Origin of the sequence: Streptomyces sp. NPDC053755 (assembly GCF_040677675.1) — a bacterium.
In the GTDB taxonomy this organism is placed as follows: domain Bacteria; phylum Actinomycetota; class Actinomycetes; order Streptomycetales; family Streptomycetaceae; genus Streptomyces.
Genome location: NZ_JBFASK010000024.1, coordinates 43,277 through 68,171 on the forward strand (window position 1 = coordinate 43,277; position 24,895 = coordinate 68,171).

General features: G+C 73.2%; 26 protein-coding genes. 14 read left to right on the forward strand and 12 right to left on the reverse strand.

Annotated features, from left to right (window positions below; all coding sequences use genetic code 11):
• Positions 1-159 precede the first annotated feature (159 nt).
• The 3 genes from AB0K65_RS22430 to AB0K65_RS22440 are packed head-to-tail and all read left to right on the forward strand — an operon-like array spanning position 160 to position 1,415.
• Complete coding sequence (locus AB0K65_RS22430; RefSeq protein ID WP_365719161.1) at positions 160-687, forward strand: NUDIX domain-containing protein; 528 nt, start codon at positions 160-162, stop codon at positions 685-687.
• A gap of 9 nt (positions 688-696) precedes the next feature.
• Entirely contained in the window at positions 697-1,092 is a 396-nt protein-coding gene (locus AB0K65_RS22435) for a DUF202 domain-containing protein (protein WP_365719163.1), read from the forward strand.
• Positions 1,077-1,415 (forward strand): DUF202 domain-containing protein, encoded by a 339-nt coding sequence (locus AB0K65_RS22440; protein WP_365719165.1) that lies wholly within the window; start codon positions 1,077-1,079, stop codon positions 1,413-1,415. Before AB0K65_RS22435 ends, AB0K65_RS22440 begins: the two co-directional genes overlap by 16 nt.
• A 167-nt stretch (positions 1,416-1,582) precedes the next feature.
• Here AB0K65_RS22440 and AB0K65_RS22445 read toward each other — a convergent pair whose 3' ends face one another.
• Positions 1,583-2,521, reverse strand: coding sequence for an NADP-dependent oxidoreductase (locus AB0K65_RS22445; RefSeq protein WP_365719167.1), 939 nt, complete (start codon positions 2,519-2,521; stop codon positions 1,583-1,585).
• A gap of 145 nt (positions 2,522-2,666) precedes the next feature.
• Here AB0K65_RS22445 and AB0K65_RS22450 point away from each other — a divergent pair, with 145 nt between their 5' ends.
• Entirely contained in the window at positions 2,667-2,963 is a 297-nt protein-coding gene (locus AB0K65_RS22450) for a hypothetical protein (protein WP_365719169.1), read from the forward strand.
• A gap of 268 nt (positions 2,964-3,231) precedes the next feature.
• The gene (locus AB0K65_RS22455) at positions 3,232-5,253 is read left to right on the forward strand and encodes a calcium-binding protein (RefSeq protein ID WP_365719171.1); all 2,022 of its coding nucleotides are present in this window, start codon (positions 3,232-3,234) and stop codon (positions 5,251-5,253) included.
• A 260-nt stretch (positions 5,254-5,513) separates the two neighbouring features.
• Here AB0K65_RS22455 and AB0K65_RS22460 read toward each other — a convergent pair whose 3' ends face one another.
• Positions 5,514-7,229 (reverse strand): ricin-type beta-trefoil lectin domain protein, encoded by a 1,716-nt coding sequence (locus tag AB0K65_RS22460; RefSeq protein WP_365719173.1) that lies wholly within the window; start codon positions 7,227-7,229, stop codon positions 5,514-5,516.
• Positions 7,230-7,321: 92 nt separating this feature from the next.
• On the reverse strand, positions 7,322-8,611 hold the full coding sequence (locus AB0K65_RS22465; protein ID WP_365719175.1) for a glucarate dehydratase family protein: 1,290 nt from the start codon (positions 8,609-8,611) through the stop codon (positions 7,322-7,324).
• A 133-nt stretch (positions 8,612-8,744) separates the two neighbouring features.
• Between AB0K65_RS22465 and AB0K65_RS22470 the strand changes: the two genes are divergently transcribed.
• Both AB0K65_RS22470 and AB0K65_RS22475 read left to right on the forward strand, forming a co-directional pair.
• Entirely contained in the window at positions 8,745-9,794 is a 1,050-nt protein-coding gene (locus AB0K65_RS22470) for a phosphotransferase family protein (protein WP_365719177.1), read from the forward strand.
• A 6-nt stretch (positions 9,795-9,800) separates the two neighbouring features.
• Entirely contained in the window at positions 9,801-11,015 is a 1,215-nt protein-coding gene (locus AB0K65_RS22475; RefSeq protein ID WP_365719179.1) for an acyl-CoA dehydrogenase family protein, read from the forward strand.
• 12 nt (positions 11,016-11,027) lie between these two features.
• Here the strand turns inward: AB0K65_RS22475 and AB0K65_RS22480 are convergent, their stop codons facing one another.
• From AB0K65_RS22480 to AB0K65_RS22500, 5 genes are all read right to left on the reverse strand, one after another.
• Complete coding sequence (locus AB0K65_RS22480; protein WP_365719181.1) at positions 11,028-11,423, reverse strand: hypothetical protein; 396 nt, start codon at positions 11,421-11,423, stop codon at positions 11,028-11,030.
• A 33-nt stretch (positions 11,424-11,456) separates the two neighbouring features.
• Positions 11,457-11,603 carry a hypothetical protein gene (locus AB0K65_RS22485; RefSeq protein WP_365719183.1) on the reverse strand — a complete coding sequence of 49 codons (147 nt, stop codon included), beginning with the start codon at positions 11,601-11,603 and terminating at the stop codon, positions 11,457-11,459.
• Between the two features lie 61 nt (positions 11,604-11,664).
• Positions 11,665-12,258 carry a TetR/AcrR family transcriptional regulator gene (locus AB0K65_RS22490; RefSeq protein WP_365719185.1) on the reverse strand — a complete coding sequence of 198 codons (594 nt, stop codon included), beginning with the start codon at positions 12,256-12,258 and terminating at the stop codon, positions 11,665-11,667.
• A gap of 29 nt (positions 12,259-12,287) precedes the next feature.
• Positions 12,288-13,913 (reverse strand): AMP-binding protein, encoded by a 1,626-nt coding sequence (locus AB0K65_RS22495; protein ID WP_365719275.1) that lies wholly within the window; start codon positions 13,911-13,913, stop codon positions 12,288-12,290.
• Positions 13,914-13,981: 68 nt separating this feature from the next.
• Positions 13,982-14,746, reverse strand: a complete 765-nt coding sequence (locus AB0K65_RS22500) for an SDR family oxidoreductase (protein ID WP_365719187.1) — start codon at positions 14,744-14,746, stop codon at positions 13,982-13,984.
• 177 nt (positions 14,747-14,923) lie between these two features.
• Here AB0K65_RS22500 and AB0K65_RS22505 point away from each other — a divergent pair, with 177 nt between their 5' ends.
• The 4 genes from AB0K65_RS22505 to AB0K65_RS22520 all read left to right on the forward strand — a co-directional run bounded on the left by AB0K65_RS22505 (position 14,924) and on the right by AB0K65_RS22520 (position 19,888).
• The gene (locus tag AB0K65_RS22505) at positions 14,924-16,189 is read left to right on the forward strand and encodes a DUF1343 domain-containing protein (protein ID WP_365719189.1); all 1,266 of its coding nucleotides are present in this window, start codon (positions 14,924-14,926) and stop codon (positions 16,187-16,189) included.
• 183 nt (positions 16,190-16,372) lie between these two features.
• On the forward strand, positions 16,373-17,593 hold the full coding sequence (locus AB0K65_RS22510) for a serine-threonine protein kinase (protein WP_365719191.1): 1,221 nt from the start codon (positions 16,373-16,375) through the stop codon (positions 17,591-17,593).
• A 433-nt stretch (positions 17,594-18,026) separates the two neighbouring features.
• Entirely contained in the window at positions 18,027-18,638 is a 612-nt protein-coding gene (locus tag AB0K65_RS22515; protein ID WP_365719193.1) for a hypothetical protein, read from the forward strand.
• Positions 18,639-18,817: 179 nt separating this feature from the next.
• The gene (locus AB0K65_RS22520; RefSeq protein WP_365719195.1) at positions 18,818-19,888 is read left to right on the forward strand and encodes an RNA ligase (ATP); all 1,071 of its coding nucleotides are present in this window, start codon (positions 18,818-18,820) and stop codon (positions 19,886-19,888) included.
• Positions 19,889-20,000: 112 nt separating this feature from the next.
• Here AB0K65_RS22520 and soxR read toward each other — a convergent pair whose 3' ends face one another.
• Positions 20,001-20,474 (reverse strand): redox-sensitive transcriptional activator SoxR, encoded by a 474-nt coding sequence (gene soxR / locus AB0K65_RS22525; RefSeq protein WP_365719197.1) that lies wholly within the window; start codon positions 20,472-20,474, stop codon positions 20,001-20,003.
• A gap of 106 nt (positions 20,475-20,580) precedes the next feature.
• On the opposite strand from soxR, the gene AB0K65_RS22530 reads away from it, so the two are divergent.
• Complete coding sequence (locus tag AB0K65_RS22530) at positions 20,581-21,042, forward strand: MaoC family dehydratase (protein ID WP_365719199.1); 462 nt, start codon at positions 20,581-20,583, stop codon at positions 21,040-21,042.
• On the opposite strand, the gene AB0K65_RS22535 is transcribed toward AB0K65_RS22530, so the two are convergent.
• The 3 genes from AB0K65_RS22535 to AB0K65_RS22545 all read right to left on the reverse strand — a co-directional run bounded on the left by AB0K65_RS22535 (position 21,033) and on the right by AB0K65_RS22545 (position 23,241).
• Positions 21,033-21,668, reverse strand: a complete 636-nt coding sequence (locus tag AB0K65_RS22535) for a TetR/AcrR family transcriptional regulator (RefSeq protein WP_365719201.1) — start codon at positions 21,666-21,668, stop codon at positions 21,033-21,035. The two genes, AB0K65_RS22530 and AB0K65_RS22535, sit on opposite strands and share 10 nt — an antisense overlap.
• 73 nt (positions 21,669-21,741) lie before the next feature.
• Positions 21,742-22,029: a YiaA/YiaB family inner membrane protein gene (locus tag AB0K65_RS22540; RefSeq protein ID WP_365719203.1), complete on the reverse strand. Its 288-nt coding sequence runs from the start codon at positions 22,027-22,029 to the stop codon at positions 21,742-21,744.
• A gap of 60 nt (positions 22,030-22,089) precedes the next feature.
• Positions 22,090-23,241 carry an acyl-CoA dehydrogenase family protein gene (locus AB0K65_RS22545; protein ID WP_365719205.1) on the reverse strand — a complete coding sequence of 384 codons (1,152 nt, stop codon included), beginning with the start codon at positions 23,239-23,241 and terminating at the stop codon, positions 22,090-22,092.
• Positions 23,242-23,306: 65 nt separating this feature from the next.
• Between AB0K65_RS22545 and AB0K65_RS22550 the strand changes: the two genes are divergently transcribed.
• On the forward strand, positions 23,307-23,984 hold the full coding sequence (locus AB0K65_RS22550; RefSeq protein WP_365719207.1) for a TetR/AcrR family transcriptional regulator: 678 nt from the start codon (positions 23,307-23,309) through the stop codon (positions 23,982-23,984).
• Between the two features lie 203 nt (positions 23,985-24,187).
• Entirely contained in the window at positions 24,188-24,883 is a 696-nt protein-coding gene (locus AB0K65_RS22555; protein ID WP_365719209.1) for a winged helix-turn-helix domain-containing protein, read from the forward strand.
• The last annotated feature ends 12 nt before the right edge of the window (positions 24,884-24,895 follow it).

A 24,895-nucleotide genomic window follows, 5' to 3' on the forward strand; every position in this document is an offset into this window, starting at 1 on the left:
ATCCAGTCAACCGTCCGGGACGGTCCGGTCTCTTCCGGTCTCCCGCGGCGGGGTGCTCGCCGCGGAGACCTCGGGCCCCGGGCGGCGTACCCGGGCCCGGCCGGCCGCTCCGGCGAGGTCGAGTACGTCCCGTCCCGGCGGGGCTGATTGGATGGCGTCATGAGCCCCGAGGACGAGGTACTCGACGTCGTCGACGAGCACGACCGGGTGGTCGGGCGGGCCCCGCGCGGCGAGGTGTACGCCCGGGGCCTGATCCACCGCTGCGCGTTCGTCCGGGTCCGGGACGCCGAGGGCCGGACCTTCGTCCACCGCAGGACCCCCGCCAAGCTGGTCTTCCCCTCGCTGTACGACATGTTCGTCGGCGGGGTGGTCGGCGCGGGCGAGTCCTACGACGCTGCCGCGCTGCGCGAGGCCGAGGAGGAGCTGGGGGTTCGCGGCCTCCCGCGGCCCGAGCCCGTGCTGCGCTTCCTGTACGACTCGGGGGGCGTGGCCGGGAAGTGGTGGTCGGCGGTCTACGAGGTCCGGTGCACGATGCCGGTGAAGCCGCAGGTGGAGGAGGTCGCCTGGTACGGCTTCCTCACCGACGCGGAACTGGAGCGGCGCCTGTCGGAGTGGGAGTGGGTGCCCGACGGGCTCGCCGCGTACCACCGGCTGCTCGCGCCGGGCCGCCTCGACGGCGGCGGATAGGGTGCGCGGGTGAGCGACTTCGTACAGAGCCTGCGCCTGTGGTTCGCGCCCCAGCGGATCAGGGAGGAAGGGGACACCCCCGACTACCGCTTCTCGCTGGCCAACGAACGCACCTTCCTGGCGTGGATCCGGACCTCGCTCGCGCTCGTCGGCGGCGGGTTCGCCGTCGATCAGTTCCTGCCGGACCTGCGCTGGGGGGTGCGGGTCGGGCTGGCGCTCGCCCTGCTCGCCGCGGGGGTGCTGTGCGCGCTGCGGGCGGTGAACCACTGGGTGCGGTGCGAGCGGGCGATGCGTCGCGGTGAGGACCTGCCGGTGTCGCGGTTCCCGACGGTGCTCGGTCTCGCGGTGGCCCTCGTGGCGCTCGCCATGGTGGTGCTCATCGTCTTCGGGTGGGCCGGGCGGTGAACCGGGCGGCCCGGGTGACCGAGGCCAGGGATCCGGGGCTGCAGCCCGAGCGGACCCGGCTGGCATGGCGCCGCACGACCCTGGCCTGCACGGTCGTCGCGGTGCTCGCCGTCAGGGCGGGGATCGACGACGAGATCACGGCGGAGGGGCTGGTGGGCATGGCCCTGTCGGCCCTGGTCTGGCTCGGCTTCCTGGCCGTCGCCCACCGCCGTATCCGGTCCCTGGACGCGCCCCGGCCCGGAGCGCTCTCCCGCCGGGGCGCTCTGCTCGCGGCGGGGTGCGCGGTCGCGCTGGCGGGGTTCGCCGTCGCGGTGGTGCTCTAGGGCGTGCAGGGCGGCGCCGCAGACCGACCGGGCACGCCCCGGGGAGCGTCCGGGCGATGTCGGCGTCCGTCGATCCGTCCGGAGGGCAGCCCAGGCGAGACCGACCGGGCACGACCGAGGGCGTGTCACGACCGGGACGACGCCCGGCCCGACGGACGGTGCGGCCGTCAGCCGGGCCACTCCACCGTGACCACCACCTTGCCGTTCAGGCCGCCCTCCGCGTTGGCGCGCTGGGCGTCGGCCGCCTGCTCCAGCGGGAACGACTTCGCGACCCTTACCGTCAGGACCCCCTCGTCGACCAGTCCGGCGAGCGCGGCGAGGTCGTCGGCGTCGGGGCGGACCCAGAAGTAGCGGCCGCCGAGGCCGATCACCTCGCCGTCGGCGATGGAGGCCAGGCGCCCCTCGGGGGCCAGGACGTGCGGGGTGATCTTGAGGAAGGCGCCGCCGATGGTGTCGACGGCCGCGTCCACGCCGTCGGGTGCGAGGGCGCGGACCTGGTCGGCGAAGGTGCCCTCGTCGTAGAGCACCGGCTCGGCGCCCAGTTCCCTGATGAGGTCCTGGCCCGACTCGCGGGCGGCGCCGATGACCCGGCAGCCGAGGTGCCGGGCGATCTGGACGGCCATGGAGCCGACCCCGCCGGCCGCCGCGTGGACGAGGACCGTCTCGCCGGAGCGGACGGCGAGCGCCCGGTGCAGCACCTGGTAGGCGGTGAGTCCGACCAGGGGCAGGGCGGCGGACTCCTCGTACCCCACGGTGCGGGGCTTGCGCGCGAGGGTGCGGACCGGGGCGGCGACGTACTCGGCGAACGTGCCGTGGGCGAGGAAGTCCTCGCGGACGTAGCCCATGACCTCGTCCCCGACGGCGAACTCGGCGACGGAGACACCGGGCTGGACGACGACCCCCGACACGTCCCAGCCCGGGATGACGGGGAAGACGGTGTCCAGCATGCCGTCCAGGTACCCGGCCTGGGCCTTCCAGTCCACAGGGTTCACGGCGGCGGCCCGCACCTTCACGAGGACGTCGTCGGGGCCGACCTTCGGGTCGGGCCGTTCGCCGTACTCGAGCACCTCGGGTCCGCCGTACCGGCTGTAGCTGATCGCCTTCATACCCCGAACCTTCGAGGCGGCCCAGGCCCCCCGCAAGCCGGACTCCCCCGCCGGAGCGACCCGACACCCCCGCCAGGAACCGGGATGACCCGGGCATACGGGACTAGCCTGGTGCCGTCCGCCGCACCCTCACAGAGGCGATGTCATGACCGTTCTCCATCACGAGCACCCGACGCACGAGCACACCCACGGGCCCGCCTGCGGCCACCCCGCCGTCGACCACGAGGACCACGTGGACTACGCGCACGACGGGCACCTGCACCGCGAGCACTCCGGCCACTGGGACGAGTGCGAGCGGACGGAGCACCTCGCGCACGACGGGCACACCCACGAGCACGGCCCGCAGTGCGGGCACACGTCGGTGGTCCACGGCGATCACCTGGACTACCTCCACGACGGGCACCGGCACGCCTCGCACGACGGGCACTGGGACGACCACTGACCCTCCCCGGCCCGGCCGGCCCCCGACCCGTACGCCGTCACGTCGGTCCCGCCGTCCCCCGTCCGTCGAACTCGCGCCCAGGACAGGTCAGATGACGGTTTGTCGGGTGATCGGCACGCTGTCACTCACGGGGGTGGACCCCGGGGACCAGTGAGCGCAGCACGGGCCGGTCACGGGGGGCGCCGCGCGGGACGGGCGGGAGAGTGTCGCTCGCTGCCCGCTCCTCGTGGGATCGAGGGCAGGCCCGACGAGAGACGGAGAGGCCGACATGCCCCTGTTCACTTCCCGGCCGCGGACGGCGTACCGCCGGTTCGCGGCCCGGCGCCGGCGGTCACGGGCGGGCCGGGCCGGTGCCGTGGCGATCGCCTGTCTGGCGCTCCTCCTGACCCTGCCCGGCACGGCCATGGCGGCCCCGGGCGACCTGGACCCTGCCTTCGGCGGCGACGGCAGGGTGCTGACGGGGTTCGGCGGCGCGGACAGCGGCAACGAGATGGCGTCGGCCCCCGACGGCCGGCTCGTCGTCGCCGGCTCGACCGCCGACGACACCGCCGGTGACTTCGCGGTGGCCCGCTACCTCCCCGACGGCAGCCCGGACACCACGTTCGGCGGCGACGGGCGGGTGACCACCGACATCTCCGGCACCGGCATGTGGGACGACGCCTACGGGGTCGCGGTGCAGCCCGACCGGAAGGTCGTGGTCGTGGGAAGCAGCTGGATCGAGTACGAGAACTGCTGCTGGTTCACGGTGGTCCGGTACAACGAGGACGGCAGCCTGGACGGCACGTTCGGCGGCGACGGCATCGTCACCACCGACTTCGGCGGCGGCCCGAACGAGGCCTACGAGGTGGCCGTGCGGCCCGACGGCAGGATCCTCGCCATGGGCACCTCGGGCGGCACCTTCGCGCTGGCCCAGTTCAACGCCGACGGCAGCCCGGACACCACCTTCGGCGGCGACGGCGAGGTGACCACCGACCCCTCCCCGGGGTCGGCCGAGGAGGGGGGTACGGGCCGCAGCCTGGCGTTGCAGTCCGACGGCAAGGTCGTCGCCGGTGGCGAGGTCGGCACGACCCGCTTCGACTTCGCCCTGATCCGCTACCTCCCCGACGGCGGCCTGGACACGACGTTCGACGGCGACGGCATCGTGCGAACCGACTTCGGCGACTACGAGAGCGTGGAGGCGCTGGCCGTCCAGCCCGACGGCAGGATCGTCGCGGCCGGCGGCGACTCGATGGCCCGGTACCTGGCCAACGGCGCTCTCGACACGGGCTTCGACGGCGACGGCAGGGTGAACCTCCCGGCTCCCGTCGCCGACATGGCGCTGCCGTCCGACGGCAGGATCGTCCTCGTCGGGAGCAACGGCCCCGGCGGCGACTTCGCCGTCCTCCGTCGCCAGCCGAACGGCGGCGCGGACGCCTCCTTCGGCGGCGGCGGCATGGTGACCACCGACTTCGGCGGCTCCGACCGGGCGCGCGGGGTGGTCCTGCAGTCCGACGACAGGATCGTCGCCGCCGGTGCGGGCGGGCCGGACGCCGACTTCGCGCTGGCCCGCTACGAAGGCGGCGGCACCACCCCGCCGCCCGCGCAGGCCGACCTCTCGGTGACGACGTCAGGGACCGCCCAGCTCACCCTCGGCGACCGGATCACCTACACCGTGCGGGTGACCAACTCCTCCGGATCCAGCGCGTCGGCGACCGGCATCACGCTGTCCGACACCGTCTCCGGGGCCGGTGCGACGGTGGTGTCGGCCACGACCTCCAGCGGTAGCTGCACGCTCACGTTCACCAGCGCGAACTGCACGCTCAGCTCGCTGCTCCCGGGCGGGACCGCGACGGTCGCCGTGACCGTCGAACCCCGGTCCACCGGCACGCTCACCCAGCGGGCCACGGTCGACGCGACGGAGGACGACCCGGTCCCGGCGAACGACACCGCCACCACGACGGCGACCGTGAGCAACAACCGGGGCTGCACGATCATCGGCACCAGCGCGGGCGAGACGATCGTCGGCTCGGGCGCCAACGACGTGATCTGCGGCCTCGGGGGCAACGACACCATCCGCGGGGGGAACGGCAACGACACCCTGTACGGCGATGTCGGCAACGACAGCGTCGACGGCGGCAACGGCAACGACACCTTGTACGGCGGCGGTGGGAACGACGGCCTGACCGGCTCCTACGGCACCGACCGGCTCAACACCGTGGACGGCGTCTCCGGCAACGACACGGCCAACGGCGGCCCGAACACCGACACCTGCACGACGGACGCGGGCGACACCCGCGTCAGCTGCCCCTGAGCGGCCCGCCGCTCGTCGCCGTGCCACGGAGGGGCCGGCCCGCACCCGGGCCGGCCCCTCCGACGTCACAAGACGCGCGGCGGGAGTCAGGTCGCGTCCGGTCGGTCCCGCCTGGGTCGCGACGCCCCGCGCGCACGCGTACCGGACGTGCGATCGCAAGGCGGAGGGTCGCCCTCGTACCGGACGTACGTGGACGATCCCGACAAGGCTGCGAGCGTGCGTGCCAGGCGTCGCGGGGCGCGGGACTTTCGAGACACGCCCTAGAAGGCCTTCACCACCCAGTCCTGGACGTCGGGCGTGGGGCTGCCCTGGGTCCACAGGGTCAGCCAGACGCCGTTGCCCAGGGAGTTGCCCTTGGGCGTGATGGCCTTGCCGTAGGCGTTGACGGCGCTGCCGTCCGCCGACGGGGAGAACCGCTGGACGTCGCTGGAGGGGTTGCACGTCCACAGGGTCAGCAGGGCGCCGTTGGTGTCGGCCCCGTTGGCCTCGGGGGTGATGCACTTGCCGCTCGCCTTGTGGACGATCAGACCGTTCTCGTACTTCCACCGCTGGATCTCCGACCCCGTGCAGGCCCACACGGTGATCGGGGTGCCGTTGGCGGTGCCGTTGCCCTGCGGCGTGGCGCAGACGGAGCCCACCTGATGAAAGTTGGTGAGCCAGCTCCAGCCGTCGACGGACCTGCCGGCGCCGGGCTCGACGTTGAACACCACCCGGCGCGGCCCGCTCGCGTCCACCAGTGCCTCGTTGGCGCCCCAGAGCCGCTTGGCCGACGGGTCCCAGGAGAGACCCTGGGTGAGGTGCGGCGACTGCGTGAGGACGCGGGGCGCCTCGCCGGGCCTGGCCACGTGGACGCAGGAGTAGAGCGAGGTGCCGCCCGGCCAGTACGCGGGGCAGGTGCCGCTCATGTAGTAGCTGGTGCCGTCGGTGGCCGTGCCCTGGATGCCCCAGACGGGAGAGGTGTAGCCCGTGGTCTCCGAGGCCACCGTGGTGGGGGTGCCGGCGCCGAGGGCCGAGAGCGGCCAGCGGACGATCCGGGCGCCCGCGCCGCTCCTGTTCTCCACCGAGACCAGGGCCGGGGTCGCGCCGGAGCGGTCGACGCTCAGGCTGCTCAGGCACAGCTCGGCGTTGACGGAGGGGCCGCAGGCGCGGGGGTTGCCGTTGACGTACGCCGTGGCGGGGTTGTCGACCGCCGCGGTGCTGATGGTGCTGTAGCGGGCGACGAGCGGCATGGCCCAGAGGTGGAAGCGGGCGGACGTCCTGCCGTCGGCCAGGCGGGTGAGCGCGCTGGTGGTGTCGTTCATGCGCCACATGCGCGTCAGGTCGAACACCTGCAGTTCCGCGCCGTTGGCCACGAACAGCCTGTTGCCGTACCAGGCGACGCCGTCCGAGTGCGAGATGTAGTCGAGCGGCTTGAAGTTGCCCGCGACCGGCTCGACGAGCGCGATGTGCCCGTACCTGACCTGGCCGCCGGTCGACTCCGCGATCGAGACCCTCGCGTAGTCCTCGATCGTCGTCGGTTCGCGGTCCTTGACGTACGTGCCGTGGTACCAGGAGGTGACCGTCAGGGAGCGGCCCGCGTACAGGCCGTCGGCGGTGGCGGCATGCGAACCGGCGAAGCCCTGCGGCATCCAGCCGCCGCCGGCGGCGGCGTAGTCGGACCGGTCGTCGGCGTCGTCCCAGCAGAACCCGTCGGGCTTGAGGGCGCCGTTGAGTCCGGTGGCGTGACAGAGGCCCGGCCGTCCGGTGCGGGCGCCCAGGACGTCGGTGACGGACGCCTTGGCGACGCCGGCGGCCTCGGCGGAGGTGATGAGGTCGGTCTTGTCCCCGTCCACGCGCTTGAGCGTGAAGTTCGCGGCGAACGGTTCCAGACCGGAGGCGGCCTGGGCGGGCTGGGCGGGGAGCAGCACGGAGGCGGCCACGGCCGCCCCGAGCGAGAGCCGGACAAGGCGGCTTCTTCGTCCGAACGTGAGTTTCATTCGATCAACCTAGCCACCGGCGGCTCGTCATGATCATGCTATTCACAGGGTCTTCACGCAGGTCACGGCGGTGGACCGCTCGACGAGGAGGTTCACCAGCGCGGGACCCGCGGCGTGGTCCACCCCGGATGTGCCACCCTCATCGCGGCCGCGTCGTCGCGCTCGCGCATCGCGCCGTCGTCCTCCTGCCAGCGGCGGTGGAGGGCCGCGAGGCTCTCCCGGTCCAGTTCGACACCGAGACCGGGGGCGTCGGAGACCGCGAGCCGGCCCTCGCGGAAGACGGGGCGGGTGGTGACCACGTCCTCGGTCTGCCACGGATAGTGGGTGTCGCAGGCATGGTGGAGGTCGGGGAGGGTGGCGGCGACCTGCGTCATGGCGGCGAGGCTGATGCCGAGGTGCGTGTTGGAGTGCATCGACAGGCCGACGCCGTACGTACGGCAGAGCGCGGCGAGTTCGCGGGTGCGGTGCAGGCCGCCCCAGTAGTGGTGGTCGCAGAGGACGATCCGCACCGCGTGGCGGGCGAGCGCCTCGGGCATCTCCTCGAAGGTCGTGACGCACATGTTGGTGGCCAGCGGCACGTCCGTGCGGGCCGCGACCTCGGCCATCGCCCCCGTACCGCTCGCGGGGTCCTCCAGGTACTCGAGGACGCCCTCCAGCTCCCGGGCGACGGCCGACGAGGTCTCCACGGACCAGGCGCCGTTGGGGTCGAGGCGCAGCGGGCGGCCGGGGAACTCCTCGGCCAGGGCCCGGATCGCGGCGATCTCCTCCTCGGGCGGGAAGACACCGCCCTTGAGCTTGAAGGACCGGAAGCCGTACGCGCGGTCGAAGCGACGCGCCTGCGCGACGACGCCGGCCGGGTCGAGCGCCGCACCCCACGCGTCGGTTCCGCCGTCGCCGGGGTGGGCGGCCCAGCGGTAGAAGAGATAGGCGCTGTACTCGACGGAGTCGCGGACCCTGCCGCCGAGCAGGGCGTGGACGGGGAGGCCGAGGGTCTTGCCGAGGGCGTCCAGGCAGGCCACCTCGAAGGCCGAGACGACGGAGAGCCGGAGCTTGTCCGGGGTCTGCACCCCGCGCAGACCGCCGGCGTCGACCCGGTCGTCGGCGGCGCGTGAGTCGCCGCACACCTGCGCGGCGAGCGAGAAGAGGCCGTTCACGTCCGTGACCGGGCGACCGGGGAGAGCTTCGGCGAGCGGCCGCGCCAGGTCGAGATAGGCGCTGTCGCCGTACGTCTCCCCCAGACCGGTGACCCCTCCTCGCGTGACCACCTCCACGATGAGCCGGGGCGTGAAGGGCTGATGGACGCCCTGCGTGTTGAGCAGCGGAGGGTCGGAGATGAGGATCGGGGTCAGCCGGACGTGGTCGACGAGCATCCCAGAATTCATATGTGAACTCTATTCATCAGTCCGACCGTGGGGCCAGACCCGCGCCCGCATTTCCGATCTCACCCTGGACGACATACCGACTGGTCGGTCATCATGGGCGCCGACCCCTCGCCCGCCTCCGGAGGTACGTACGATGAGCTCAGCCCCTCCCCCGCAGTCTCCGACGCGGGAGGTACCACCAGGTCTCGACCCCGAGCGGCTGCGCGGGTTCCTCGACCGCGAGCGCCCCGGACTGGTGGCCGGCCCGCTCACCGCCCGGCTGATCGAGGGCGGCCGGTCCAACCTCACGTACGTCGTCACCGACGGCACCGGTCGATGGGTGGTGCGCAGGCCGCCGCTCGGCCACGTCCTGGCCACCGCGCACGACATGAAGCGCGAGCACCGCGTGATCACCGCCCTCCACCCGACGGCCGTACCGGTCCCGGAGACGGTCCTGCTCTGCGAGGACGACAGCGTGCTCGGCGCGCCGTTCTACGTCATGGAGTTCGTCGCCGGAACGCCGTACCGCTCGGCCGGCCAGCTCGCGCCGCTCGGGGCGGAGCGGACCCGGGCCGCCGTCCTCGGTCTGGTCGACACCCTGGTCGACCTGCACGCCGTCGACCCCGACGAGGTGGGTCTCGGCGACTTCGGGCGCCCCGAGGGCTTCCTCGACCGCCAGCTGCGCCGCTGGGGCAAGCAGCTCGACGCCTCCCGCAACCGCGATCTCCCCGGCATCGACGAGCTGCACGCCGCCCTCGGCCGGGATCTCCCCCGCTCCTCCGCCGCCACCGTCGTGCACGGCGACTACCGCCTCGACAACGTCCTGATCGGCGAGGACGACCGGATCAAGGCGGTCCTCGACTGGGAGATGTCCACGCTCGGCGATCCGCTCACCGACCTCGGTCTGCTCGTGATGTACAGCGCGAGGCTCGACCTCCCGCACTCCCCCGTCAGCACCACCGCGGCCGCGGCCGGACACCCCTCGCCCGGGGAACTGATCGAGCGCTACGCCGCCCGCTCGGGCCGCGACACCTCCGCCATCTCCTGGTACACGGCCTTCGCCTGGTTCAAGCTCGCCGTGATCCTGGAGGGCATCCACTACCGCTACACCCTCGGCCAGACCGTCGGCGCCGGCTTCGACCGTATCGGCGACCTCGTCCCCGTCTTCATCGAGCACGGCCTCACCACCCTCCAGGAAGGCTGACCCGCCATGGACTTCGCATTCGACGCGCGCACCGAGGAGCTGCGGGCGAGGCTGCTCGCCTTCATGGACGAGCACGTCTACCCGGCCGAGCCGGTCGCCGAGGAGCAGCGCGCGCTGCTCGCCTCGCCGTGGGACACCCCCCAGGTCGTCGAGGACCTGAAGGCCGAGGCGAAGCGCCAGGGCCTGTGGAACCTCTTCCTGCCCGACGCGGAGTACGGGGCGGGTCTGACCAACCTCCAGTACGCGCCGCTGGCCGAGATCACCGGCCGCAGCCCTCACCTGGCACCCACCGCCCTGAACTGCGCGGCCCCGGACACCGGCAACATGGAGGTGCTCGCGCAGTTCGGCGACGAGGCGCAGCGCAAGCAGTGGCTGGAGCCGCTGCTCTCGGGGGAGATCCGCTCGGCGTTCGCCATGACCGAGCCCGAGGTGGCCTCCTCGGACGCGACGAACATCGAGACCCGGATCGAGCGCGACGGTGACGACTACGTGGTCAACGGCCGCAAGTGGTACATCTCCGGGGCGATGAACCCCGACTGCAGGATCTTCATCGTGATGGGCAAGACGGACCCCGAGGGCGCGGACGTCCGCCGCCAGCAGTCGATGATCCTGGTACCGCGCGACACCCCCGGGGTGGAGGTGCGCCGGGCGATGCGGGTCTACGGCTACGAGGACCACTCCCACGGCGGCCACGCCGAAGTGCTCTTCCACGAGGTGCGCGTGCCGGCCTCGAACCTCATCGGCGAGGAGGGCGGCGGCTTCGCCATCGCCCAGGCCCGCCTCGGTCCCGGCCGCATCCACCACTGCATGCGCCTGATCGGCATGGCGGAGCGCGCCATCGAGCTGATGTGCCGCCGCGCCGTGTCCCGTACGGCCTTCGGCAAGCCGATCGCCCAGCAGGGTGTCGTGCAGAACTGGATCGCGGACGCCCGCGTGACCGTCGAACAGCTGCGGCTCCTCGTCCTCAAGACGGCCTGGCTGATGGACACCGTCGGCAACCGCGGCGCCCACACGGAGATCCAGGCCATCAAGATCGCGACCCCGCGCGCGGTGGTCGACATCCTGGACAGGGCGGTCCAGGTCCACGGGGCGGGCGGGGTCTCGCAGGACTACCCGCTGGCCGAACTCTGGGCCGCGGCACGGACGCTGAAGCTGGCGGACGGGCCCGACGAGGTGCACCAGCGGTCGCTGGCGCGGCGGGAACTGAAGAAGTACCTGTAGTCGCGGGCCCGTTCAGGGCAGTCGCAGGCAGAGGACCCCGGTGACGGTGTGGACGGCGAGCCGCTCGTCGTCCACCCACTCCAGGTCGCGCACCGCGCAGCCCAGGCGGTAGCCGGTGTGCTCGAAGGAGAGGAGGGCGTATCCCTCGGTCTCGACGTGGGCGCGGGCGGTCTGGCGGACCCCCGCGCTCCGGTAGATGTCGTCGACGGTGTCGACGACCTGCTCGACCGAGAGGTACCGCTGTTTGCGGGAGAGGGAGAGACGGGCCAGAGCGGTCTCGAGCGCCGAGGCGAAGACCGTCGAGGCGGCGGGCTCGTCCGCGCGGGCCACGGCGATCACCGCGAAGTCGGTGAGGCGGCGGCTCCCGGCCGCGCCGTGGCGCGGGCCCGCCCGCCGGGACTCCGCCACGGCGGCCGCGGCCCTGCCGCCCCGGAGGCCCGGTCAGGGGCTGACGAACGGCTGGTGTTCGGCGAGGGCCAGGGAGCGGACGAAGCCGGTCAGGCGCAGGCCGGCCCGGGCGAGCAGGCGGGTGAGCGGTGCCCGGGAGGGTCCGTACGCGGCGCTCCAGAGCCGGGGTACACGGTCCATACCTCCACCGTGGACCCGTTGCCCCGGCCGGTCCACCGCAGGGCGGCGGACCGGTCCGGCGTCACGGCCGCAGGGCCCGCAGGAGCAGGTCGGCGAGCTGGTCGGCGACCTGCTGGGGGGTGAGCGGGCCGTCGGGGCGGTACCAGGTCGACAGGTGGTGGACGGAGCCGAAGTGGTAGTCCACGACCAGGTCGGCGGGGGTGGCGGTGGAGAACACCCCGGCCTGCTGGCCTTCCTCGATCAGGGCGCGGAAACGCTCGTGGTAGCGGCGCCGCTCGGCCCTGACCTGCTTGTTCTTCTCAGGGCTCAGATGGTGCATGGAGCGGAAGAAGATCGACGCGTCGTCGAGGTTGTCGATGGTGGTGACGACGACGTCCGCGGCGGCGTCGCGCAGCCGCCGCTCGATGGGGGCGTCGGCGTCCGCGAAGGCGTCGAGCCGCTCCTGCTGGAGGCGCAGTACCCGGGAGTAGACCTCCTGGAGGAGGTCCTCCTTGGAGCCGAAGTAGTGGTACAGCGCGCCCTTGGTGACGCCCGCCGCCTCCACGATCTCCTGGACGGAGGTGCGGTCGTAGCCGCGCTCCGCGAAGAGCCGGGTGGCGGCGGCCAGCAGCCTCTGGGGGACGGGGGTGCCGCTCCCGTCCGTCGTCCTGGCCATGCGCCGCCGCCTTTCGCTCGTGCTCGTCGTCATTTCGGGGAACGCAGTTCCCGCCTGAGGATCTTCCCACTTGTCGTCTTGGGCAGCTCCGTCAGGATCTCGACCTCGCGCGGGTACTTGTACGCGGCGAGCCGCTGCTCGCAGTAGGCGGACAGTTCGGCGGGGTCGGCGCTCGCGCCCGGGCGCAGGCTGACGTACGCCTTGACCGTCTCCCCGCGGTAGGGGTCGGGGAGTCCCACGACGGCCGCCTCGCGGACGGCGGGGTGGGTGTAGAGGACGTCCTCGACCTCGCGCGGCCAGACCTTGAAGCCGGAGGCGTTGATCATGTCCTTCTTGCGGTCGACGACGTACAGCCAGCCGTCCGCGTCCATGAAGCCGATGTCGCCGGTGCGCAGCTCGCCGCCGGGGAAGGTGGCGGCGGTCGCCTCCGGCAGGCCCCAGTAGCCGGGGACGACCTGGGGGCCGCTGACGGCGATCTCGCCCTGTTCGCCCAGGGGCACCTCGGCGCCGGTCTCGTCGAGGACGCGCACGAGCGTGTCGGGTCCGGGGACGCCGACCGAGAGGGTCCCCGAGGCGGGGTCCACGGGCGCCTCCTTCTCCGGTGGTACGGCGGCGCAGGGCGCCGTGCACTCGGTGAGGCCGTAGCCGTTGCGGATGTACGGGCCGAATCCCGCGCGGAACTTCTCCACGAGGGCGGGCGGCAGGGGTGCTCCCCCCGAGGAGATGACCAGGAAGGAGGAGAAGTGGTCGGGGGTGGCGCCGGGGTGGGCGGCGAGCGCCATGAAGGCGGTGGAGGGGCCCACGGTGTAGGCGGGGCGGTGCTCCAGGAAGGCGTCGAGGACGGCCCCGGCTTCGAAGCGGTAGGCGAGGACGAGGGTGCCGCTGTTGGCGAAGCAGGCGGCGAGTTCGCAGACGAGCCCGGTGATGTGGAACAGCGGGGCGAGCGCGAAGTAGCCCGCTCCCGGGGGGACGGGGTGGCCGGTGCGCTGGCGCTCGGCGTTGTAGATCACGCCCCGGTGCAGGTTGAGCGCGCCCTTGGGGGTGCCGCTCGTGCCGGAGGTGTAGCTGATCAGGGCGACGTCGTCGCCGTCGAGGTCGCGGTCGCGGGGAGCGGTGTGCCCGGCGCGGGCCACGGCCAGCAGGTCGTCCGTCTCGGTGGGCACCCGGTCGAAGCCGAGGACGCGCGGGTCGTCGCGGGTCTGGAGGTCGCGCTCGCAGGCGGTGAGGGTGATCCGTACCGGGGAGTCGGCGGCGGTGTCCCGCAGGTGGCCCACCCAGGCGCGGTCGGCGCAGACGAGGGCGATGGCGCCGGAGTCCCGCAGCGCGTGGGCGACCTCACCCGCCTTGTACATCGGGTTGATCGGGACGACGGTCGCGCCGGCCTTCCAGGCTCCGAGCAGGGCGAGCACGAAGTGGGGGCTGTTCTGGAGCATGATCGCGACCCGGTCGCCCCGCTCGACGCCGTGGGCGGCGAGATGGCCCGCCACGGAGTCGGAGAGGGTGTCGGTCTCGCGGTACGTCAGGCGCCCGTCGAAGTAGGCCAGGGCCGGGTGGTCGGGGGTGCGGACGGCGGTGGCCCGGAAGGCGTGCAGCACCGTGGGCGGCGGGGACATCGGCGCCCGCTGGGCCTCGCTGAGCTGGGACAGCCACGGCATGGCGGCGTACGGCGAGGTGGTGCCGGAGCCCGCGGGGGCCGGCTGCCCTTCGATGAGGTCGTCGCCGGTCACGCGCGCGCCCCTTCCCACTTGCGCTGGAGGTGGTTCATGTTCCCCAGCCAGCGCTCGGGGTCGGTGGCACGGGCCCGGTAGTACTCGGCGACCTCGGGGTGCGGCAGGACGAGGAAGCGGTCGGCCTCCATGGCGTCGAGGAGGGCGTCGGCGACGTCCTCGGGCTCGATCGCGGTGGGCGCGAGCACGAGCTCCCCGGCCGATCCGGCGGCCGTGAGCATGTCCGTACGCACGCCCTGCGGGCAGATGGCGTGGACGTGGAGGCCGCGGTGGCGGTAGGTGAGGGAGAGCCACTCGGCGAAGGCGTAGGCGCCGTGCTTGGAGACGCTGTAGGGAGCGGCGCCGACCATGGTCAGCAGGCCGGCGGCGGAGACGGTCGAGACGAACCGGCCGCTGCCGCGCTCCAGCCAGTCGGGGAGCAGGGCCCGGGCCGCGCGGACGTGGGCCATGACGTTGACGTCCCAGGCGGCGGCCCATACGGCTTCGTCGGCGAAGGCGTCGCCGGGCGAGGCGAGCCCGGCGTTGGCGCACCACACGTCGACGGTGCCGCCGAGGACGTCGCGGGCCTCCTCGACGATCGCGGAGGCGTCCCCGGTCACGGCCGTGGCACCGATCTCCTCGGCGACGGCCTTGGTGCGGCCGGGGTCCAGGTCGTTGACGACGACTCGCGCGCCCTCGGCGGCGAACCGGCGGGCGAGGGCGGCCCCGATGCCGCCTCCCGCACCCGTGACGACCACTCCAGCGCCCTGAACCGTACTCATCGGGACCCGCCTCTCCGTGACGACAATGCCAGCAGACTAACCAGTCGGTATGTTGCGGGGGAAGCCCCTTTCGGCGGGCGGTCGCGCCGCTCTCCTCCGCACGCCTCGTTCCCCGGGACCGGTGTGCGCGCTAGCGTGCGTGGCCATGTCAGGAAAGGCGATCAAGGAGGTTTCCGTATGAGCCTGTCCAGACGGGGTCTGCTGGCCGCCGGGGGCGCGCTGGGGGCGGGCGCGGTCGCCGCGCCCGCCGCGTCCGCCGCGTCCGCCGCGCCCTCGCGCGCCGACAGCGGCCGCCGAAGGGTCCGTACCGGCTTCGAGCGGCTGGCCGCCGACGGGTACGGGCTCCTCGACGGCCAACGGGTCGGGGTCGTCACCAACCCGACGGGGATCACCTCCGACGTCCGGCACATCGTCGACGTGATGCACGCCGACGACCGGGTGGACCTGCGGGCCGTCTTCGGCCCCGAGCACGGCTTCCGGGGGACGGCGCAGGCGGGCGGCTCCGAGGGCCGGCACGACGACCCGGCGACCGGGCTGCCCGTCTACGACACGTATCTGAAGAGCGGGCAGCCGCTCGCCGACGTCTTCACCGCCTCCGGCGTGGACACTGTCGTCTTCGACATCCAGGACGTGGGCGCGCGCTTCTACACCTACATCTGGACGCTCTACGACTGCATGGTGGCGGCGGCGCTGGCCCGCAAGCGGTTCGTGGTCCTGGACCGGCCGAACCCGGTCACGGGGCGTGCGGCGCTCGGCCCCGTGCTCGACCGGGCCTTCGCGACCTTCGTGGGCCGTGAGCCCATCGCGCAGGCGCACGGCATGACGGTGGCCGAGCTGGCCCGCCTGTTCAACGGGGAGTTCCTGACGACGCCGGTGGAGCTGGAGACCGTCGGGATGTCCGGGTGGCGGCGCACGGAGTTCTTCGGGTCGACCGGGCTGCCCTGGGTGCCGCCCAGCCCCAACATGCCGACGCCCGAGACCGCGCTCGTCTACTCCGGCACGTGCCTCTTCGAGGGCACCAACCTCTCCGAGGGGCGGGGCACCACCCGTCCGTTCGAACTGCTGGGCGCCGAGGGGATCGACCGGCGGTGGGCGGAGGCGGCCAACGCGCTGGAGCTTCCGGGGGTGCGGTTCCGCGAGGCGTACTTCGCTCCCACCTTCTCCAAGTTCCAGGGCAGGACGGTCGGCGGGGTGCAGGTCCAGGTGCACGACCCGGCCGCGTTCGACCCCGTGCGCGCCGGGATCGGACTGCTCGTCAGCGCCAAGCGGTCGTGGAGCGGCTTCGCCTGGCGGCCCGACCACTGGATCGACAAGCTGACGGGGTCGACCCGGGTGCGGACGCTGATCGACGCGGGCGCGGACACGGACGAGGTCGTGGGGGCGTGGGCCGCGGACCTGGCGGCCTTCCGTGCCGTACGGAAGGAGTACCTGCTCTACCGCTGACGGGGGCGCACGACACCTGGGTGCCGTCGTCCGGCATGCTCCTGTCTGCCGTGAGGTCCCTGCCGTGGAGTCCCCTGCCGTGAGGTTCCGGCGGCGCGCCCGCGCCGGACGTCTGGCCGTCCCTCCGCATGGGCACAATGCCCCTGGAGCAGCGCACCTCGACGCGGAGGGACGGGGCAGGCCATGGCCGGAGCGACGGTGGAGCCCTATCGGAAGATCACCTTCGACAAGGACGGCGACGGCGCGGCCGGGCAGCGCGAGGCCCTCGCGGACCTGGCCTCCCGGGGGGCCACGGATCTCGTGGTGTTCGCCCACGGGTGGAACAACTCCCCCTCCGTGGCCGCCCGGCTGTTCGAGGCCTTCTTCGCTCCCTTCCCCGGCGTGCTGCGGCCGGGGGCGCGGGTGGTGTACGCGGGGGTGGTCTGGCCCTCCGTCATGTTCACGGACGAGCCGGTCCCCGACTTCGAGGCCGTGGCGGCGGCGCACCCCGGCAAGGAGGCGGCGGTGGAGCGGCTCGGTGTGCTGCTCCGGGCACAGCCGGAGGACGAGGCCGCCTTCACCGAGTTCGGCGAGCTGTTGCGGGAGTTGACCGGGACAGGAGCCGCGGCTCGGCACCTCTCGACGGCGCCGGACGGGTCGGACGTGCCGGACTTCCTGCTGGGCGACCCGGTCGCCGTCTGCGCGATGTTCGCCGACGCCCTGGAGGAGGCGGCCGGGCCGGGAGGCGTGCCCGCACCGCGCGAGGGGGCCTTCGGGGGCGGCTTCGGGCGGTACTGGAAGGGGGCGAGGGAGGCGCTGCGCCAGGCCACGTACTACACGATGAAGCGCCGGGCCGGCACGGTCGGCGAGCGCGGGCTCGGCCCCCTGATCGGCGGGCTCGCACGCTCCTCCCCCGGGCTGCGGATCCATCTCGTCGGGCACAGCATGGGTGCGCGGCTCGTCGCGTTCGCCCTGCGCGGGCTGCCGGCCGGGGCGGACAACGTGAAGTCGGTGACGCTCCTCCAGGGCGCCTTCTCCCATTACGCGTTCGCCGCGAGCCTCCCGCACGAGCCGGGCCGCGGCGGTGCGCTGCGCGACCTCCAGCGGCGCGTCGACGGGCCGGTGATCGCCTGCTACTCCCGCCATGACACGGCCCTCCGGGTGATCTATCCGCTGGCCTCCCGGCTGGCCCGGGACGCCGCGTCGCTCCTGGGCGGCGACAAGCGCTGGTGGGCGGTCGGCCACGACGGCATCCAGGCGGTGCGGGGAACGGTCGCCCTGACCCTGGCGTCGGCGCTGGACGGCTCGCTGCCGGAGTCGGGGTGCGTCAGCGTGGACGCGGCGCAGGTGGTCGGGGAGCACAGCGACATCTGCCACCCGGAACTGGCCCGGCTGGTGGCGCTGGGGGCGCGCATCGGGCGGTAGCCCGGCCGGGGTCGACCCGACGGCGGAGACGGGCGGGGGCCGACCACTCCGCGCGGGCTCGGGCCCGGCGGCGCCGCATGCCCTTCCGCTGCGGTCATGCGCGTCCGACGGGGCGAAATCACGCCATTCGTACGGGGGACGGGCCCCGTCGGAGGCGGCGGGATCGCCGCTGCCCCCGCACGCCCCCGTTGGCCGCGATACGGGGGTCGACCTGCGCACCTGGGCCGCGTACCCGGTGACCGCGCACGGCACCCGGCCGCGGTGCGACCGCTCCGGACCCATGTCGGACAGGGCGCCGTGGGCGGCCCTCCGGAAGGCCGCCGGGTGTCTCGTATGGGCCCCGTCGAATTTTGGATGGAACAGGACGGGGCACTCGTTCGTCCATCCCATAACGTCCTTGACGCCGAAGTACGAGCGACGGAGGTGCGGAGCGATGGCCGGTTTCCGGAGTCTTGCGAGACAGGTACGCGATCCGGGGTGCGACACGGCCCTGCGGAGGTACTCCCTGCGCAAGTGCCTGGAGAGGTTCGCCCCTTACGGGCACCGCGCGACCTGGGACCATCTGTGCCGTCGGCACAGGTTCGGCCCCGAGGACCGGGAGCTCGATCCGGGGCGGCTGGTGGCCGCGCTCGAGGAGTTGGAGGAGGCGCGGGCGGTATGGCTCGCGTACGAGCGGGAGTTCGCCGACCGTCGGCGGCGGGAGAAGCACGACGGGCTGCGCCGGCCCGGCGCGCTCGACGACTGGCACCGGCGGACCTGGGGTGGCAACGGCGTGGCGCGCTGCGACGATCCGGCGGTCCACCCGTCGGAGCCGCTGGCCGAGGTGCTGCGCCGGCTGATCACGGCGCTGGAGTCGGATCCGGGCGAGCGGTGCCCGGTGTGCGCCGGACAGCGGATCGAGTGGCGGCCCGACCTGGACGACGAGCCGTGGTTCGGCCCGGTGTGCGGGGAGTGCGGAGTGGTCGTCCCGCGGGCGGTCCTCACCTCCCGGGCGCTGGCACGGGCACGCGGTGAGTCCTTGCCCCAGCTGGCCTCCGTGGCCTAGGTCGTGTCCTCGCGTGCTGCCGGACGGCCGGCGCGCGCGGGGGCGACGCCGGGCCGCCGAGGACCGCGTCGTGACGGATCGGGCACGCTAGCAGAGCTGAAAACGGTTCGCCCAGGGGAATTCGGCACCGGCACAGTGACCGGTGATGACCACACCACCTGAGCGACCGGAGAACTGAGATGTCGACGCTGCGCGTCACCGCCGAACTGCTGACCGTCCACGCCCATCCCAACGCCGACGCCCTCGAACTGGCCCAGGTGGGCCTCTACCGGGCCGTCGTCGCCAAGGGCGCGTACCGCAGTGGCGATGCCGCGATCTACATCCCGGAACAGGCCGTGCTCCCCGCCGCGCTCGTCGAGGAGCTGGGGCTGACCGGACGGCTCTCGGGGAAGGCGTCGGACCGGGTCAAGGCGGTGAGGCTGCGCGGCGAGTTGTCGCAGGGTCTCGTGTGCCGGCCCAGGGCGCTCGCGGACGTGGACCTGGAACGGGCGGCCGCCGAGGGGACCGACTTCGCCGAGGTGCTCGGGATCACGAAGTGGGTGCCGCCGATCCCGCCGACGATGAGCGGGGACGTGGAGTCCGCGCCCGATCTGCTGCCCTGGGTCGACATCGAGAACCTGCAGCGCTATCCGGGGATCTTCGAGCCCGGCGAGCCGGTGGTGCTGACCGAGAAGCTGCACGGCACGGCCTGCCTGACGACCTACACCGCCGAGGACGGCCGGGTCCGGGTCTCCTCCAAGGGGTTCGGCGCCAAGGGCCTGGCCCTGACGGAGGACCCGCGCAACCTGTACTGGCGGGCGGTCCTCGGCCACGACGTCCCCGCCGTCGCCGCACGTCTGGCCGAACGGCTGGGCGCGAGACGGGTGGGGCTGTTCGGCGAGGTCTACGGCTCCGGGGTGCAGGACCTCGGCTACGGCGCCGACGCCCGTACCCCGGGCGTCGGTTACGCGGTCTTCGACGTCTCGGCCGAGATCGACGGCCAGGTGCGGTGGCTGGACCCGGCCGCCGTCCTGGAGCCGGGCGAACTGCCCCTGGTGCCGAAGCTGTTCGAAGGGCCCTACGACCTCGACACGGTGCTCGGACTGGCGAGCGGCCGGGAGACGGTCTCGGGGCGCGGGCTGCACCTGCGCGAGGGCGTCGTGATCCGCCCGGCGACCGAGCGGTACAGCCCCGTCACGGGCGGCCGCGCCATCGCCAAGGCGGTCAGCCCGGCGTATCTGACGCGCAAGGGCGGCACCGAGTTCGAGTAGGGGGAACGCGCTGGACCCGGGCGTGAGACCAGGGGCCCGCCCACGGGGGTGGCGGGCCCCTTTCCCGTCCCTCGCGGCCCGCCGTCCGCCCCTGTCCCGTCGGCTTCGCCCGCTACTCGTCCGCCGCCGGCCGGCGCTCGGCCATCAGGCGCGAGCCCGTCATGCGGCGGCCGAAGACGTCGTCGGGGTTGGACAGCACGCAGGTCTCCAGCGACAGGCACCCGCAGCCGATGCAGTCGCTCAGATGGTCCCGCAGCCGGCCGAGCTGGGTGATCCGCTCGTCGAGTTCCGTGCGCCAGGCCGCCGAAAGGCGCGCCCAGTCCTCGTGGGTGGGCGTGCGCTCCTCGGGCAGGGCGGCGAGCGCGGTCCTGACCGTCGCCAGCGGGATGCCGACGCGCTGCGCCGCCCGGATGAAGGCGACCCGGCGCAGGGTGTCGCGGCCGTACCGGCGCTGGTTGCCGCTGGTACGACGGCTGGTGATCAGTCCCTTGGACTCGTAGAAGTGCAGGGCGGAAACGGCGGCCCCGCTGCGCGCGGCCAGCTGACCGACGGTGAGCTCGTGGATCTTCTCCGGAATCTGTGGCACCCCTCGAACCCTACTGGTGGGTCCCGTTCGTCCGTTGACAGGAGCCCGCCCACCCCCACATGCTGAGCAAGCGCTTAGACATGGGTACGAGAAGGGACGAGGAAACATGGCAGAGCCGAGGATCTTCACCTCCGCGGAGGAGCTCCGCGCCGCCGTCGGCGAGCAGCTGGGCCACAGCGAGTGGCTGGAGATCGAGCAGAAGCGGATCGACCTGTTCGCCGACGCGACCGGTGACCACCAGTGGATCCACGTGGACCCGGAGCGGGCCGCGGCCGGCCCGTTCGGCACGACCATCGCGCACGGCTATCTGACGCTCTCGCTGCTGCCGGCGCTCGTCCCGCAGATCATGCGCGTCGAGGGCATGAAGATGGGCATCAACTACGGCACGGAGAAGGTCCGCTTCCCCGCCCCCGTCCCGGTCGGCTCGCGGCTGCGCGCCGGCGCGGTGCTGACGAAGGTCGAGGAGGCCGGGGGCGGCGTACAGGTGACCGCGACGGTGACGATCGAGCGCGAGGGCGGCGACAAGCCGGTCTGCGTCGCCGAGTCGGTCTCCCGCTACTACTTCTGAGCGCCGACCATCCGCAGCACGAGGTCGGCGTAGAGCGCGCCGACCTCGTCCGGCGTCCTGCGGCCCTGGACGTTGAACCAGCGCGAGACGTCGATGCACAGCGAGAGCACCGCGACGGTGGCGCCCGCGACGTCGGGGACGTCGAACTCCCCGGCCGCCACGCCCTCGTCGATGATCCGGCGCACGGCCGCGTCGGACTCGCGGCGCAGGGCGACGATCTCGGTGCGGTGCTCGGGAGCGAGCGCGTCGAGTTCGTACTGCACGACGCGCGCGGTGGTGTGCCGCTCGGCGTGCCAGCGCACGAAGGACCGTACGGCGTCGGCGAGCCGCTCACCCGCCGTGCCGTCGCCGTCCGCCGCGACCCGGAGGATCTCCAGGGCCTTGTCGTGGCCGATGCGGCTGATCCGGTGGAGCAGCTCTTCCTTGGTCTTGTAGTGGATGTAGAGCGCGGCCGGGCTCATTCCGGCCCGGCCGGCGATGTCACGGGTCGTGGTGGCGTGGTAGCCGCGCTCGGCGAACGCCTCGACGGCCGCCACCAGCAGCCGCCTGGCCGCTTCGGGCGTGACCTCGCCCCACGGCACGTCCTCGCCGCCGGGCGTCTCCTCCGTCGCGTCCGCCGCGCTCATCGTTCGCCCCTTCTCCAGCCGTCAGGACGAACACCATACAACGAAGCTGAGCAAGCGCTTAGAGCCGCGGGCCTCAGAGCTTCTGGAAGGGGTCGTGCTCGGCGAGGAGCTTCTCGAGCCGCGCCTGGTCGACCCGGCTGACGATCTGCCCGGCCTCCTGGCGGTCGCGGACGACCTTGGCGAGCGTGAAGGCGGACGTGGTGAGGTAGAGGACCGCGATGGCGAGGAAGGCCCGCACCCAGGCGTCGGCGTCCAGCTGGAAGATGCCGATGCCGACGGCCGCGAGGGCGAGCCCGAAGGAGAGGACGGCCTGCAGGTAGTAGGCCGCCGTGTTCTGCTGCTTGACCGGTGTGTCGCTCATGGGGACAGCATCGGGCGGATGTGGCGGGCCCCACATCCGCCCGGATACTCAGGCGAGTACTCAGAACGCCGAGACACCGGTGAGCGCCCGGCCGATGATCAGCTTCTGGATCTGGCTGGTGCCCTCGTACAGGGTCATGACGCGGGCGTCGCGCAGGAGCTTCCCGACCGGGTACTCGTCGATGTAGCCGTAGCCGCCGAAGACCTGCAGGGCGTTGTTCGCCGCCCGGACGGCGGCCTCGGAGGCGTACAGCTTGGCCTTCGACGCGGCGGTGGCGAAGTCCTGGCCCCGGTCGATCAGATCCGCGACGCGCCAGGTCAGTAGCCGCGCGGCGTCCACGTCGACGGCGATGTCGCTGATCAGCTCCTGCACCAGCTGATAGGAGGCGATGGACTTGCCGAACTGCTCACGCTCCCCCGCGTAGCGCACGGCGGCGTCGAGCGCGGCCTGCGCGATGCCGACGCAGCCGGCGGCGACCGACATGCGCCCCTTGGCGAGGGCGGACATGGCGATGGCGAAGCCCTTGCCCTCCGGCCCCATCATCGCGTCGGCGGGGACCCGGACGCCCTCCAGGACCAGTTCGGCCGTCGCCTGGCCGCGCAGGCCGAGCTTGCCGTGAATGGTGCGGCGCGTGAGGCCGGGGGTGTCCGTGGGGACCAGGAAGGCGGAGACGCCCTTGTGGCCGGGGGTGTCGTTGGTCCGGGCGAAGAGAAGCACGACGTCGGCCCAGGTGCCGTTGGTGATGAACATCTTGGAGCCGTCGAGGACGTACGAGTCCCCCTCGCGGACGGCCCTGGTGGCGAGGGAGCCGGCGTCGGAGCCCGTGCCGGGCTCGGTCAGACCGAAGCAGCCGACGGCGTCGCCGGCGGTGAGCCGGGGCAGCCACCGCCTCTTCTGCTCCTCGCTGCCCCAGGCGGCGATGGTCTTCGCCACGAGGCCGAGCGAGACGGAGACGATCCCGCGCACGGACGAGTCGCCGCGCCCGAGCTCCTCGGTGACCAGGCAGTAGGCAAGGTGGTCACCGCCCGAGCCGCCGTACTCCTCGGGGACGGTGAGACCGAGGAAGCCGAGCGCCCCGAGCTTCTTCACGATCGACTTGTCGACGTTCTCCGCACGGTCCCACTCCACGGCGTGCGGGGTGACCTCGCGCGCGACGAAGTCCTCGGCGAGCTGCCGTACGGCTTCCTGCTCCTCGCTCAGCTCCAGATTCACGGTGCCACCCCACTCGGTTTTAATTACCACTGCTAGTTTTTGTCGGCACGCCTACTATGTGCGCCATGGCCCGACCGCGCAAGCCCCTCCTGAGCAGAGACCGGATCGTCGAGACGGCGAGCGCTCTCGTGGACGCGGAGGGGCTCGCGGCCCTCTCCACACGGCGGCTCGCGGCCCAGCTGGGCGTGAGCGGACCGTCGCTCTACAACCACTTCCGCACGAAGGACGAGATCCTCGACGCCGTCGCGGACGCGGTCAGCGCGAAAGTCGACCTGTCGATGTTCGACGAGGACGACGGACGCGACTGGCGTACGGCGCTGCAGGCGTGGGCCGCCTCCTACCGCGCCGCGCTCGCCGACCACCCGAACATCGTCCCGGTCCTGGCCCAGGGTCCCGGCCGCCGTCCGGCGGGCCTGCGCGTGGCGGACGCCGTCTTCGGCGCGATGGTCCGGGCCGGCTGGCCACCGGCCCAGGCGACCTACATCGGCGCCCTGATGCGCTACTTCGTCACGGGCTCGGCACTGGGCTCCTTCGCCCGCGGCTTCGTCGACGACGAGACGGCCTACGACCCGGCGGACTACCCCCACCTCGGCCAGGCCCACCTGCTCGCGGAGCACCGGCAGAAGGTCGACGAGGGCGCGTTCGACACGGGACTCCGGGCGCTGCTCGACGGACTGTCGCTGCAGTACGCGGCGGGCGTACGGGGAGCGTGGGCCAAGCAGGAGACGACGAGCGGGGCGTAGCGCGGGCCGGGACGGGGGACGCGGAAGCGGTCCGCACCCGGTGGTGGGCGGGGCCCCGGGGGACCGTCGCCCGGGCCGGTCCGCGGACGGCGACCACCGGTCCGCGGACGGCGACCACCGGCCCGCGGTGCCGGTCCGCCGGCGGGGGCGGGCTCGGGGAACGTTCGGCCGGCACCGAAACGTGGGTGCGGCACCCTGGTGCCATGGCCGCCAAAGACCTCGCCGCCCTCGCGGCTCTCCTCGCCGACGAGACCCGCGCGGCTTTCCTGCTCGCCCTGCTGGACGGGCGGGCCTGGACGGCCGGGGAGCTGGCGCGGCACGCCGGGGTGGCGGCGTCCACCGCAAGTGAGCACCTCGGGAAGCTCGTCGCGGGCGGCGTCCTCGCCGAGGAGCGGCAGGGCAGGCACCGCTACGTCCGCCTGGCCGACTCCGGCATCGCGCACCTCGTGGAGGACCTGGCCGCCCGCGCCGAACCCGTGCGGCGGGACCCGCCGCGCACCCTGCGGGCCGCGAGCGCCGGACGCGCGATGGCGCGGGGGCGGACCTGCTACGACCACCTCGCCGGGCGGCTCGGCATCACGATCACGGACGCCATGACCGATCGCGGCCTGCTGCGCCAGGACACGGGGTTCGCGCTCACCGACCGTGGCCTGCGGTGGTTCGGCGAGCTGGGCATCCCGCTGGAACCGGCGGGGCGGCGGCCCGTCGCACGGGCCTGTCTCGACTGGACCGAACGGAGACCGCATCTGGCGGGGGTGGCCGGCGCGGCACTCTGCCGTCACGCGCTCGACACCGGCTGGTGCGTACGGATCGGGTCGGAGCGCGCCGTGAAGGTCACCGGCACGGGGGAAGAGGCGCTCCGGGACGCCCTCGGCATCGAGCCGGAGAGAATTCGGTGAGCGCCGAAGCGT